The sequence below is a fragment of the Litoreibacter meonggei genome, from assembly GCF_003663885.1.
Taxonomy (GTDB): domain Bacteria; phylum Pseudomonadota; class Alphaproteobacteria; order Rhodobacterales; family Rhodobacteraceae; genus Litoreibacter; species Litoreibacter meonggei.
The window spans coordinates 572,934-586,249 of the sequence record NZ_RCCE01000001.1 but is presented as its reverse complement, the minus strand read 5'-3'; the positions used below and the strand labels follow the sequence as shown (position 1 = coordinate 586,249).

General features: G+C 58.4%; 12 protein-coding genes. 7 read left to right on the top strand and 5 right to left on the bottom strand.

Going from position 1 to position 13,316, the window contains the following annotated elements; genetic code table 11:
- Positions 1–11 precede the first annotated feature (11 nt).
- The gene (locus tag BCF46_RS02850) at positions 12–2,186 is read left to right on the top strand and encodes an RNA degradosome polyphosphate kinase (RefSeq protein WP_121021507.1); all 2,175 of its coding nucleotides are present in this window, start codon (positions 12–14) and stop codon (positions 2,184–2,186) included.
- Here the strand turns inward: BCF46_RS02850 and BCF46_RS02845 are convergent.
- Positions 2,183–3,226 carry a YeeE/YedE family protein gene (locus tag BCF46_RS02845; protein WP_121021505.1) on the bottom strand — a complete coding sequence of 348 codons (1,044 nt, stop codon included), beginning with the start codon at positions 3,224–3,226 and terminating at the stop codon, positions 2,183–2,185. The genes BCF46_RS02850 and BCF46_RS02845 overlap by 4 nt on opposite strands.
- 256 nt (positions 3,227–3,482) lie before the next feature.
- Here BCF46_RS02845 and BCF46_RS02840 point away from each other — a divergent pair, with 256 nt between their 5' ends.
- The 4 genes from BCF46_RS02840 to BCF46_RS02825 all read left to right on the top strand — a co-directional run bounded on the left by BCF46_RS02840 (position 3,483) and on the right by BCF46_RS02825 (position 7,567).
- Positions 3,483–5,006, top strand: coding sequence for a Ppx/GppA family phosphatase (locus BCF46_RS02840; RefSeq protein ID WP_121021503.1), 1,524 nt, complete (start codon positions 3,483–3,485; stop codon positions 5,004–5,006).
- 107 nt (positions 5,007–5,113) lie between these two features.
- Positions 5,114–6,451, top strand: a complete 1,338-nt coding sequence (proS, locus tag BCF46_RS02835) for a proline--tRNA ligase (protein WP_121021500.1) — start codon at positions 5,114–5,116, stop codon at positions 6,449–6,451.
- Entirely contained in the window at positions 6,451–7,059 is a 609-nt protein-coding gene (locus tag BCF46_RS02830; protein WP_121021498.1) for an SGNH/GDSL hydrolase family protein, read from the top strand. Before proS ends, BCF46_RS02830 begins: the two co-directional genes overlap by 1 nt.
- A 115-nt stretch (positions 7,060–7,174) precedes the next feature.
- Positions 7,175–7,567, top strand: coding sequence for a DUF3461 family protein (locus tag BCF46_RS02825; RefSeq protein ID WP_121021496.1), 393 nt, complete (start codon positions 7,175–7,177; stop codon positions 7,565–7,567).
- A gap of 132 nt (positions 7,568–7,699) precedes the next feature.
- On the opposite strand, the gene BCF46_RS02820 is transcribed toward BCF46_RS02825, so the two are convergent.
- Positions 7,700–9,256, bottom strand: coding sequence for an alanine/glycine:cation symporter family protein (locus tag BCF46_RS02820; protein WP_121021494.1), 1,557 nt, complete (start codon positions 9,254–9,256; stop codon positions 7,700–7,702).
- Positions 9,257–9,266: 10 nt separating this feature from the next.
- Positions 9,267–9,704, bottom strand: coding sequence for a universal stress protein (locus BCF46_RS02815; RefSeq protein WP_121021492.1), 438 nt, complete (start codon positions 9,702–9,704; stop codon positions 9,267–9,269).
- Between the two features lie 393 nt (positions 9,705–10,097).
- Here BCF46_RS02815 and BCF46_RS02810 point away from each other — a divergent pair, with 393 nt between their 5' ends.
- Positions 10,098–11,360, top strand: coding sequence for a lipoprotein-releasing ABC transporter permease subunit (locus tag BCF46_RS02810; protein WP_121021490.1), 1,263 nt, complete (start codon positions 10,098–10,100; stop codon positions 11,358–11,360).
- Complete coding sequence (locus tag BCF46_RS02805) at positions 11,353–12,036, top strand: ABC transporter ATP-binding protein (protein WP_121021488.1); 684 nt, start codon at positions 11,353–11,355, stop codon at positions 12,034–12,036. Before BCF46_RS02810 ends, BCF46_RS02805 begins: the two co-directional genes overlap by 8 nt.
- Here BCF46_RS02805 and BCF46_RS02800 read toward each other — a convergent pair.
- The gene (locus BCF46_RS02800) at positions 12,033–12,980 is read right to left on the bottom strand and encodes an alpha/beta hydrolase (protein WP_121021486.1); all 948 of its coding nucleotides are present in this window, start codon (positions 12,978–12,980) and stop codon (positions 12,033–12,035) included. The genes BCF46_RS02805 and BCF46_RS02800 overlap by 4 nt on opposite strands.
- Positions 12,977–13,264, bottom strand: a complete 288-nt coding sequence (locus BCF46_RS02795; RefSeq protein WP_121021484.1) for an SCP2 sterol-binding domain-containing protein — start codon at positions 13,262–13,264, stop codon at positions 12,977–12,979. Before BCF46_RS02795 ends, BCF46_RS02800 begins: the two co-directional genes overlap by 4 nt.
- Positions 13,265–13,316: the final 52 nt, after the last annotated feature.

Below are 13,316 nucleotides of genomic sequence, written 5' to 3'. Positions count from 1 at the left end.
AAACGCTGCCTATGTGCGGCGCTGACTTCTTGACTTCTGGCTACCCCGAACCCGTGGAGATCGCCGATCTTGACGCTCAGGGGCCAGAGCGTTTTTTCAATCGCGAGTTGAGCTGGCTCGCGTTCAATTGGCGTGTGCTGGACGAGGCGGCGAATCCGCGTGTGCCGTTGATGGAACGCGTGCGGTTTCTGGCGATTTCATCCACCAACCTTGATGAGTTTTATACCGTGCGCGTTGCAGGCCTGCGCGAGTTAGCCAACGCCGGAAACCGAACGCCGTCTGCGGACGGGCGCACGCCGGCAGAGCAGTTGGTGCTGATTGACCAAAACGCCCGCGCCCTAATCACCAAGCAAGACGCGGTGTGGGAAGCTCTGAAAGACGAGATGGAAACCAGCGGTATCTGGCTGTTGGATGCCGAGGATGTAACGGCGCCGGATCGCGAGTTCCTCGATAGCTATTTCATGTCGAACGTGTTCCCGGTGCTCTCGCCGCTGGCGATTGACCCCGCACACCCATTCCCTTTCATCCCGAATGAAGGTTTTTCACTAGCGTTGCAACTGGAGCGCCCAAGCGATGGCCGCACCTTGCAGGCCTTGCTGCCGATTCCGGCGCAGATCGAGCGGTTTATCTCGATGCCTTGCGAGGCGGGGCAGCAGCGGTTTTTGCCAATGGAGCAATTGCTGACCCTCAAAATCAGCGAGATGTTTCCGGGCTATCAAGCCGTCGGCCATTGCGCCTTCCGCTTGCTGCGCGACAGCGACCTAGAGGTTGAGGAAGAGGCCGAGGACCTAGTGCGCGAGTTTGAAGTCGCGTTGAAGCGGCGTCGCCGTGGTGAAGTGGTGCGGCTGAAGATCAGTTCCGGCGCGCCTACCAAGCTGCGCACGCTGGTGATGAAGGCGCTTGAGGTGACCGAGGTCGACGTGATCGAGATTTCGGGGATGATCGGTCTGTCTGATCTGAGCGAGCTGGTCTCCGCAGCGCCCCCAGAATTGTTGTGGCCCTCGTTTAGCCCGCGTGTACCCGAACGGGTGCAGGACAATGATGGTGATATGTTCGCGGCCATTCGCCAAAAAGACATGCTGTTGCACCATCCATATGAGAGCTTTGACATGGTCATCCGCTTTCTGGCGCAAGCCGCGCGGGATCCCAATGTGGTGGCGATCAAGCAGACACTATACCGGACATCAAACGAAAGCCCGATTGTTGACGCGCTATGCGAGGCCGCCGAGAATGGCAAATCCGTCACCGCCTTGGTGGAACTGAAAGCACGCTTTGATGAAGCCGCAAACATTCGCCAGTCGCGCAAGCTGGAGCGTTCTGGCGCGCATGTGGTCTACGGGTTTATCAATTACAAAACCCACGCGAAGATCAGCACTGTGGTCCGCCGTGAGGGCGACACGCTGGTGACCTACACGCATTACGGCACTGGCAACTATCACCCGATCACGGCGCGGATATATACGGACCTGAGTTTGTTTACGTGTGACGCATCACTCGGGCGTGATGCCACGAAGGTGTTCAACTATATCGGTGGATATGCGCAGCCCGAGCGCCTTGAGAATCTGTATTTGTCCCCGACTGGTATGAAGAAAAAACTGATCCGGATGATCGACAAAGAAGCGGGTTATGCCTCCGAGGGCAAGCCTGCCGAGATTTGGGCGAAGGTGAACTCGGTGGTCGAAGTCGACGTGATCGACGCGCTGTACCGCGCGTCTCAGGCGGGGGTGAAGATCAGCCTTGTGGTGCGCGGGATTTGCGCAGTGCGACCAGGTATCAAGGGGTTGAGTGAAAACATCCGTGTGAAGTCCATTGTGGGTCGTTTTCTAGAACATTCGCGTATTGTTTGCTTTGGCAATGGGCATGGTCTGCCATCCAAGAAGGCCAAGGTTTATATGTCTTCGGCGGACTGGATGAGCCGCAACCTGAACCGTCGGGTGGAAACCTTGGTAGAGATTACCAACAAGACGGTTCAAGCGCAGGTGATGAGCCAGATCATGGCCGCCAATCTTGCGGACACGGCGCAAAGCTGGATTCTGTCGCCGGATGGCTCTTATGTGCGGGCTGACGTAGAGGGGCAGGAGAACCCGTTTAACTGCCACCGGTTCTTCATGGAGAACCCGTCGCTGTCTGGCCGCGGGTCAGCAGGGGCGGGGGATGTGCCCGAACTGACCCACACGCCTGATTAAGCCGGAACGGCAACCGCATTGGGTGACAGCGCGCGGCTGGTGGCCCAAGCCCCGGCGACAATGCTGACAAGAGCCAACAACGCGGCGATGCTAAGAGACGCGGACCCGCTGAGGCCTGCGCCAACGGTACAACCGCCAGCCAGAACGCCCCCAAAACCCATCAGAACCGCGCCCAAGGCGTAGCGGCCTGTTTGTGCGGCGCTTTCGAAGGACGCGGTCTGCAACTCACCACGCAATGCGGCGCTAGCGAAACTGCCGAACAGGATGCCGCCGATGAAGCCAGTGCCGAAACCTGCGGGAACTGCCGTGGAGGCGATCACCCAGAACAGCGTATCAGACCAAGGCAACGTAAAGGCGGCGGATTGGACGGCAAGCGGATCGAACTCGTCGAACAGCAGCACGCTTGTGGTGGCCCAGCCCAGAACGGGGACAAGTCCGATGACAACACCAAGTGCCACATGGTGCCTAGACGGGCGGAAGCGCTGGATCAACCACGCTGCGACGATGACAGCAACCGCGCCGCTGAGGGCCGCACCACCTGACAGCTCCGCGATGGAGGCGAAGGGCAGGTCGATAGTGACCGAGCCCAAAGCCGTGCGAACGGGGGACAGCACGCCTTTCAACATGGCGTGGGCGGTAATTGCGAAGATGATCAGTACCGTGGCGGCACGCATGTTGCCGGTGGCGCTTAGCACCGTCAGGCGGGAGACGCAGCCGCGCGTTAGAACCATACCCGCCCCGAACGCTGCTCCGCCGACAACGATGGCAAGAACCGCAAGATCGCTCGCAAGGAAGCGGTGGTCTTCAATGGCGATGAAGCCGTAAGCACTGGCCAGTTGGAAGCTGAGGATGGCCGCCGCAAATGCGCTGAGCCATACGGCGCCCGCCGATCCACGGTCTTCGCTGTCGACCGCCACCGCGCGACGCAGGCAGAACCGTGAGATTTGTGCAGCAACGCCAAAGACAAGGCCAAGCCCCAGCCCGAACAGCAATTGCAGAGTGCGGGCCTCAAGGCCCCAATCATAGGTTTCCAGCAGCATGGTGTCTCTCCGAATTAATCCCGTGCGGGATATCTGCCTAAATGGCTCGCTGTCAAACGGGAGAAGTGGAACAAAATGAGTAAAATATCGAAATTGGCGGAAAATAATTCCCACAGGAGCAGCCTCGCCTCTAACGCGTGCTGCTTTCGTCGCGCATTCCTCTTCTTGGTTCCTTTCTTGCCGCTTTCGCATTGACGCCGCGCCCCGCCAGCCGCCATTGTCGCGGCCAACGCAAGAACCGGCAGCGAGACGAGCTTTGGACGGATATAACGACGAAGACGGCCCCTTCGGGCGCCCCCTGTTCAACGACCCGAAGTCCAAGGCCCTGAAGCGGGTGGGGGCAATTGATGTGGGCTCCAACTCGGTGCGGATGGTGGTGTTTGACGGGGCTGCGCGCAGCCCTGCGTATTTCTTCAACGAAAAAGTCATGGCGGGATTGGGCGCTGGTCTGTCCGAGACTGGCCACCTGAACCCAGAAGGGCGCGACCGCGCGCTGGCGGCGTTGCGGCGCTTTGCGCTTTTGGCGCAGGGAATGGGCGTATCGCCGATGACCTGTGTGGCGACCGCAGCCGTACGCGACGCATCGGACGGTGTCGAGTTTCGCGCCGAAGTCGCTCGTGAAACAGGGCTGAACCTATGGGTCGCGGAAGGTGTCGAAGAGGCACGCTTGTCGGCGCAAGGGGTGTTTCTGGGCTGGCCCGAAGCACGCGGGTTGATGTGCGATATCGGTGGCTCTTCCATGGAGCTGGCTGAGCTTGGCGACGGTGTTGTCGGGCGCCGTGTCTCTTCGCAGATCGGCCCGTTGAAGCTGATGAGCATGAAGGGTGGGGCGAAGGCCCGCAAAGTGTTTATCGACGAGACACTTGATGATCTTCGGGTGCAGATTGACGGAGATTACGAGACCTTGTTCCTTGTCGGTGGCTCGTGGCGGGCCATTGCGCGGCTGGACATGGAACGTCGCGGCTACCCGCTGAAAGTGCTGCATGAATACCGGATGACCGCCAAATCGATCCTGCAAACTGTCAAATGGATCAACAAGTATTCTGTGGACGAATTACGGGCGATGACAGGCAATTCCGAGGCGCGGATGCGGCTGGTGCCGATCGCGTCACAGGTGCTCAAGTCTTTGATCCAGCGGTTTAAACCCAAGTCTGTTGCGGTGTCCAGCTACGGTATCCGCGAGGGGCTGCTTTACGAGCAAATGCCGTTCGAGTTGAAGCGCCGCGACCCGTTGATCGAGGCTTGTCGCTATGACGAGGCGATGAACGCCCGAATTCCGGGGTTCGGGAAGTTCCTGTACCGGTTTATCGAGCCGCTCTTTGATAAAGCGTCGCCGGAACGCATCCGTCTGGTGAAGGCGGCCTGCTTGCTGCACGACGTCAGCTGGCGCGCGCATCCCGACTACCGTGCGGAGGTGTGTTTCGACAACGCGACCCGTGCAAATCTGGGCGGGCTGGACCATCCGGGACGTATTTTCCTTGGGACCGCCTTGCTGCACCGGTACAAAAACTCCCGTTCTGGCACCCATTTCCAAGAGCTGTTCGACTTGCTGTCCGAACGCGAATTGCGTGACGCGGAAGTGTTGGGCAAGGCCATGCGGTTCGGGGCGATGTTCTCGGTCCAGCGGCCCGAATTGATGGGGCAGCTGAAGTGGCACCCGAAGAAGCGATTGCTGAAACTGAAGCTGCACCCCGACACCAAAGCCTTGTTCGGGGAGGTGGCGCAGGCGCGGTTCGCCTCGCTCGCATCGTCGCTGGACGCGGAGACGTTGGTTTCCTAATCGCGCGTACCATCCACAAATATTGAAAAACCGCGCCCCCCAACTTGGCAAGGGGCGGGCATTGGCGTAACTCGTGGGTAACCACTCATGAGAGAGACCCAGTACCCATGCGCATGTCCCGCTATTTCCTGCCCGTCCTGAAAGAAACCCCCTCGGAGGCGCAGATCGTGTCGCACCGCTATATGCTGCGTGCGGGGATGATCAAGCAGTCCTCTGCGGGCATCTATTCGTGGCTGCCGTTGGGCTACAAGGTGTTGAAAAAGATCGAGAATATCGTGCATGAAGAGCAGTCGCGGGCAGGGCACCTGCCGATGTTGATGCCGACGATCCAATCAGCGGACCTGTGGCGCGAAAGTGGTCGCTACGAAGCCTTCGGTGATGAGATGCTGCGCATCAAGGATCGCCACGACCGCGACATGCTGTTCACACCCACGGCGGAAGAACTGATCACCGACATCTTCCGCTCCCATGTGAACAGCTACAAGGACCTGCCGCTGACCATGTACCAGATCCAGTGGAAATTCCGCGACGAGGTACGGCCACGATTTGGCGTGATGCGGGGCCGCGAGTTTTACATGAAGGACGGCTACAATTTTGACCTGACCAAAGAGGACGCGCTGCACGCCTATAACCGTCACCTCGTCAGCTACCTGCGCACCTATGAGCGGATGGGCTTGCAAGCGATCCCCATGCGCGCGGATAGCGGTGCGATGGGCGGGGACAACACGCACGAGTTTCTCGTGTTGGCGGAAACGGGCGAGTCCGAAGTGTTCTACGACAGCGCCGTGACCGATCTGACCTTTGGCGATCGCGAGATTGACTATGATAATGTCGAGCAATGCGCCGGCGTGATGGAAGAATTCACCACCAAATATGCCCGCACCGACGAGACCCATGACGAAGCGCTGTTCAATGAAGTGCCAGAGGAGCGCCGCAAGGTGGCGCGCGGGATCGAGGTCGGTCAGATTTTCTACTTCGGGACCAAGTATTCCGAAGCCATGAAGGCGACCGTGCAAGGGCCGGACGGCAAACCCGTTCCGGTTCATATGGGGTCGCACGGCATCGGCGTTTCCCGCCTGTTGGGCGCAATCATCGAGGCCAGCCACGACGACAAGGGCATCATCTGGCCAGAAGGCGTGACGCCGTTCCATTGCGGGATCGTGAACCTCAAGCAAGGTGACGAAGAAGCTGATGGCGCGTGCGAGGCTTTGTATAAGTCGCTGACCGCATTGGGCCTTGAGCCGCTCTATGACGACCGCAACGAGCGGGCAGGCGGCAAGTTCGCCACCATGGACCTGATTGGCCTGCCATGGCGCATCACCGTTGGCCCGCGCGGGTTGAAGAATGGCGTAGTGGAGCTGACATCGCGCCGCACGGGCGAGAGTGAAGAGATGCCGCCGGAAGATGCCGTCAAAAAGATCGCGGCAATTTACGCGGAACACTAATGCGCTCGGTTCTGGCCTTTGGTGACAGCCTGACATGGGGCTCGTGCCCTGACGGGGGCGGGCGACACGCTTTTGCGGACCGCTGGCCGAACGTGTTGGCGAAGTTGACCGGGCTGGAGGTAATTTCCGACGGTCTGCGTGGGCGAACGACTGCATTTGATATGCCAGTCAGCCCTGCCGAGATGAGTGGCGCGATGATGTTGCCAACGGTCCTGCACACCCATGCGCCTGTTGATCTGGTGATTTTGATGCTGGGGACCAACGATTCCTATTGCGGAGTGGAGCCTGAGATGGCTGCGCGCGGCATGGCGCGACTGATCGAGATTGTGCGTCATCATCCCTATCGCACACCGTGCAAGGTGCCTCAAATCCTGGTCGTAGCCCCGCCTGTAATCGTTCCGAGCGAAGGCGTCACCCAGACCATGATCGATGCAAGCCACACCTATCGCGAGTTGGTCGAGCAGGTGGCGCAGGCCAGTGACGTTGCGTTTTTCGATAGCAACTTGGTGGCCTCGTCGTCAAATTCGGACGGCTTCCATTTGAATGCAGAGAATACTCGGGCCATCGGTAAGGCGCTGACTCCTTTGGTTGTGCAACTGATGGCCTGACGTCATCCTGCAACAGCAACGATCTTGAAACGTCACTATGGCGTCACATTTTCTAAACAAACCTATATTGTGAGACACCGGCCGTTTTAGTCAGCAATCAAGTGAAGGAATTCAGATGAGCGTAGAAACCCCTAACCTATCCGAAATGGGAATCCGCAATCCTAGCCAGATTGTACACTATTCGCTTGTGCGGATCGCAGACGACATGGACGTGTTGAAAATCAACTATGGCCGCCCGCGCGGTTCGTTCCTGCCCAAACGTCGTAGTTACGAATTCAAGCGAATGGGAAAGCCGATGCCGGGGGCCGAAGCAACTAATGCAAATAGCGTTAGAATGGAGATTTCTCCCCTATTGTCCGGCGCGATCGCCGAATTGGATCATCTACTCGCCGACGGCAAGGCGATTGTGGCTACTAAGCAAGAACTACAAGACGAAATTGCTGTGATCAGCAAAGAGCTGAATGCGCGATTGGCCCACCTGTCCGAAGCGATTGATGCTTTGGAATAAATACGGCCCATCAGCATCGGGGCGTCGCGCTTGATGCCGATGTTGCCGGTATGACGGGCCAAGACAATGCAGGATGTGGCAATAAAAAGGGGCGCCCGAAGGCGCCCCGATGTGTTTTGGGTGTTGCTCGACTTAATGCTCGAACTTCTTGATCTCACCTGAGTTGAGACGCGCGGCGTAGGACGCCAACTCGGTCTTTACGAGCTTCATCAGGAAGTAGAGGCAGAAGATGTTGACCACCGCCATGGCGAAGATTGCCGCGTCGGAGAAGTCGATTACCGGACCAAGCGACGCTGCCGCACCGATCACGATGAACACGCAGAAGATCAGCTTGAACACCAGCTCGGAGGTTTTGCCTTCGCCAAACAGGTAGGTCCATGCTTTCAAGCCATAGTAGCTCCACGAAATCATGGTGGAGAACGCGAACAGAACAACCGCGATGGCCAGTACATATGGGAACCAGCTGATGCCGGACCCGAAGGCTGCCGAAGTCAGTGAGACGCCGGAGTTGCCGTCAACCGTTGCGATTGCTGTACCAGCTTCATTGAGCACATAGTTGCCCGTGGCCGGATCGATGATCAACTGCTGCGAGATCACGATGACCAAGGCGGTCATGGTACAAATTACAACGGTATCAATCAGCGGCTCCAGCAAGGATACGAACCCTTCGGTGATTGGTTCTTTGGTTTTCACCGCAGAGTGCGCAATCGCCGCAGAGCCAACGCCCGCCTCGTTTGAGAAGGCCGCCCGTTTGAAGCCTTGGATCAACGCGCCGACCATACCGCCTGCAACGCCCAAGCCGGTGAAGGCCCCGCCGAAGATCTGGCCAAAGGCCCAGCCGATTTTGTCGTAGTTGACGATTAGGATAATCAATGCCGCGCCGACGTAGAGAATGCCCATGAATGGCACGATTTTCTCGGTGACAGCCGCGATAGATTTCACACCACCGACGATCACGACGAACACGATGAAGGCGAAGATGAAGCCGGTAATCAGGCCCGAGAATTCGAACCCGAGCACTCCTTGGATTTGCGCGTGCGCTTGGTTGGCTTGGAACATGTTCCCGCCGCCCAAAGCACCAAGGATACAGAAAACCGAGAACAGCACCGCAAGGATTTTACCACCCGGAAGACCCAGCTCGGTGAAGCCCTTGGAGATATAGTACATCGGGCCACCCGAGACAGTTCCGTCTGGATATTCGTTGCGGTATTTCACGCCCAACGTACATTCGGTGAACTTGGACGCCATGCCCAAAAGACCCGCAAGGATCATCCAGAACGTGGCCCCCGGTCCGCCGATACCCACGGCAACCGCCACACCGGCGATGTTACCAAGGCCCACAGTGCCTGACAGCGCCGTTGCCAGCGCTTGGAAGTGGCTGACCTCACCCGCGTCGTTCGGGTCGGAGTAGTCACCTTTCACCAAAGCAATGGCGTGGCTGAAAAAGCGGAACTGCACAAAGCCGAAGTAGATGGTGAAGATTGTGGCGGCGACCACCAGCCACATCACGATCCATGGAAAGGCTGTGCCCGGAAGGGGCGCGAAGATAAAACTGACGAACGGTCCGGTGGCTGCCGCAAAGGCGGCATTTACGCGGGCGTCTAGGCTTTGGGCCTCTTGCGCCAGAGCGGGGCCGGCGGTTGCCGCCAGCAATGCGGCAGAGGCCGCGGCTTGGTTAAATCGTTTCATATCAGCCCCCTTAATTGACGACCGTGACGGGCACGCTGGCCTCCATCACGAGGTTCGCGGTTGAGCTGCCAAAAATGCGCTTGGACAAGCCGGATTCGGTGGAGCGACCAACGATGATCTGTGCCGCGCCGGTTTCCTTGGCGATGTCATTGAGCGTGTCGGCAACGTTGCCATGCCGGACCTTGCCCGTGGCTGACAAGCCACCATCGGTCAGCTTTTTGATCGCCGGAGTTACGACGCGGTCTTGTGCTGTGGAAATTTCTTCCTCGCGACGCTTGTGGCGTTGGGCGTTTTCTTCAGCGGTTTGGAAGGAATAAGGCGACCATTCGATAACATAGACTACCAGCAGTTCGCAGGCGCCGATCTGGCCTGCGAGAGTCTTCGCGAACTCTAGCGCGCGCTCCCCCGAACTGTGCCCATCAAGGCCAATTACCAATTTAGTTGACATAATCTGTCTCCACATTGCGACCGCCCTTAACAATCCTTGCGTCTTGGCGAGAGACCTGCGGCTTCTAAGATGAAGGCCAAGGAGCAAGCAGGCGGACTAGTTTTTTTATGGTCTCTCAAGCGTAAGTGTAGTCGATTCCCAAAATCTGCGAAGGCTATTCCTTTCGGAACGCGGTGAAATTCCCTAAATTGGGACCGGAGCGCGGGACAAATGACCTTTCATGCACGTCGCAGATAGGATTGTCATGCGCCGTGCGTCATCGGCAACACTTTGCTGCCGAAGGCTTGACCAGTCACGGAGATCAGCGCAAACGTGGCGAGAAAATCGAGCAGGAGAGCGCAGTTGAGCAGCAACAGCCCCACCTCTACCCCCCCGTTTGCGGGGTTTGAATGGATGATCGCGTGGCGCTACCTGCGCGCCAAACGCGCCGAGGGCGGCGTGTCAGTGATGACGTGGATCAGCCTTATCGGCATCACGTTGGCGGTGGCGGCGTTGATTATCACCTTGGCTGTGCGTTCGGGATTTCGATACGAGTTCGTCGACACGATCTTGGGCGCGAATGCGCATGTCACGGTATACTCATCGGGGAAGACGTCTGAGACGGGGACCTATGCGCGGGTCATTGAAGACTATGACGGGCTGACAGCCAAAATGGCCGAGGCTGATGGTGTCATTCGAGCCGCGCCGCTGGTAAAAGGGCAGGTTATGGCCGCAGCCCCGTCGGGCAATGCAGGCGTCGAGGTCTACGGCATCCGCGCCGACGATTTGGCGGGCGTGCGCCGCGTTGTGGAGCCGGAGCAGCGCTTGGGCGACCTGTCGCAGTTTGGCGTGGCTAATAATGGCATGACGATTGCGATTGGCTGGGGTGTGGCCCGCAGCCTTGGTGTCTCGGTCGGGGATAAAGTGAAGTTGATTTCACCCAATGGCACCAAGACAGCCTTCGGCACGTCACCGCGCATTGTGGCGTTCGAAGTTGTGTATGTCTTCCAAGTGGGCCGCTACGACATTGATCGCACACGGGTCTATATGCCGTTCGAAAAGGCACAAGAATATTTCAACCGCGAAGGCGTAGCCGACGAGATCGAGGTGATCCTTGATGATCCCGAAAACGTCAGCAAGCACGAGCGCGCATTGCTGAGCGCTGCCGGTGACGGGGCGTTGCTCTGGACATGGCGCGACAGTTCGGGCGCCTTTTTGCAGGCGTTGGAGATGGAAGACAACGTGATGTTCCTGATCCTGTCAGTGCTGGTCTTGATCGCGTCGATGAACATCGTCTCGGGGCTGATCATGCTGGTGAAAAACAAGGGTCGTGACATCGGAATCTTGCGGACCATGGGCCTTAGCGAAGGTTCAGTGTTGCGGGTGTTCTTTATCTGCGGCGCGTCGATCGGGGTGATAGGCACCATTCTCGGGATGATCCTCGGGTGCTTGTTCGCCATATACATAGACCAGATATTCGGCATCGTTAACTGGTTCGCGGGTGGGGGTGTGTGGGATCCATCCGTTCGCCTTATCTCTAAGCTTCCAGCCCGATTGGAATGGGGCGACGTGCTTTCGGCGATTTCGCTGTCGCTGTTCCTGAGCTTTGTCGTGACGATCTTTCCGGCCCGCCGTGCGGCCCGCATGAACCCTGTAGAGGCCCTGCGCTATGAGTAACGCCGCTTTGCTGCTCGACGGGGTCGAGAAGATTTACAACAAGGGTAAGCCGAACGAGATCGCCGTTTTGCGCGGCGTTCATCTTGAAGTCGCACCAGGGGAGGTGGTCGCTATGGTCGCGCCGTCAGGTGCCGGAAAGTCGACACTGCTGCATATGGCGGGGCTTCTGGATACGCCGGACACCGGCCATGTCGTCATCGATGGGGATGACCTGAGCGGCAAAAGCGACCGTGCGCGGACCGCTGCACGGCGCTCCAAGATCGGGTTCATCTACCAGTTTCACCACCTCCTGCCGGAATTCACCGCGCTGGAAAACATCGTGTTGCCGCAACTGGCGGCAGGCGTGTCTAAGCGCGATGCCGAAGCGCATGCGCTTGATCTGTTGGGGAAAGTGGGGGTCGCCGAACGCGCGTCCCATCGTCCGGGGGAACTGTCGGGCGGGGAGCAGCAACGGGTCGCCTTCTGTCGCGCGCTGGCGAACAAACCGGGGTTGTTGTTGGCGGATGAGCCGACGGGTAACCTTGATCCCGGCACGTCCGATCAGGTATTCGATGCGTTGATGACGCTGGCGCGCAGCACCGGCTTGGCGGCACTTATAGCCACTCATAACCTGGAACTGGCGGGTCGCATGGACCGCATGGTGCGTTTGGAAAATGGCGTATTGGTCGACGCTTAGGCGTCTTCCAACACACCCAAGAACAGTTCGACCGCAGCGTCATAGACTTCGGTTTGCACCTTGGGCAAATCCATAGCGACCTCGTGTTCCCCGCCATCGATCATGCGTAGCTCGCCATTGTGCCAGCGCGCCATACGGTCGTGGATCGCCTTAGTGTCAACGATGCGCTCGTTGGTGCCGAGGAAGGTAATCGTCGGCACGTTCGGCGTTGGGTTGAGCGACAGCGCGCGGCATTCTTTCAGCGCTTCGTTGAGCCAAGCAAATGACGGTCCGCCAAGTGCCAGATCGGGATACGCGTTAAGCTGTTTGCGCATCCCTTCATACATATCCGCGTCGCGGGTGAGCAGATTGTCTTTGAACGGTTGTACCAGAACGTAAGATTGCTCCGACGTTCCCGGGGTCATCATGTTTTCAAACTTGGTCTGTCGCGCGAGCGTCGACAACGCCCAGCCAGCGCTACGGCGCATAGGATCAAGGGCGATGCCCCACATCGGGCCGGTAAATACCGCCGCATCCACCGGCAAACCTTCCATCAACGCCCGCAGCCCAATGCAGCCGCCCATGGAGTGACCAAGAAGGCCCATCGGATCAGGCAAATCTAGCTCCGGCAAAGCGGCGAGAACGGCGGCGACGTCATTTTGGTAGTCCTTGAAATCAGCCACATGGCCGATGAGCCGGTTCTCCAATGCGCGATCTGCCAGACCTTGCCCACGCCAGTCGATGGCCACCGTTGAAAAACCACGGTCCATGAAGCCTTTTGCGGCGGCGCCGTATTTCTCAACAAATTCTGTGCGGCCCGGGAAAAGCAGCACCGTGCCTTTGTCCCCGCCGCCCCACACACCCATGCGGATGCGGACGCCGTCAGACGTCGTCAGCCAATAGGCGCAACCACCATCAGGGCCGTTTGCAACATCGGCGTGGAAGGGGGCGGGGGTAAGACTCACGACAGAACCGAGCCCAGTTTCATAGCTGCGCCCATATCGCCGTCCACCGAGAGTTTGCCGGACATGAACGCGGCGGTCGGGTTCATCTCGCCATCAAGGATCGCCTCGAAGGTTTCCGCATCTGCTGTCATGGTGCATTCAGCCTCTTCGTCGCCTGCGCGCACGCCGTCGCCGTCAACCATGATGGAACCCTCGCCTTCGATTACGAATTTCACGGAGCCATCAAAGCCGCCGTCCATTTTGCCTGCAAGGGCCGTTACGGCTTGATTAATTACGTCGCTCATGAAGAGGTCTCCTGAAAAAGTGATGTGGTGGATGACTGCACCTTTTGATTTT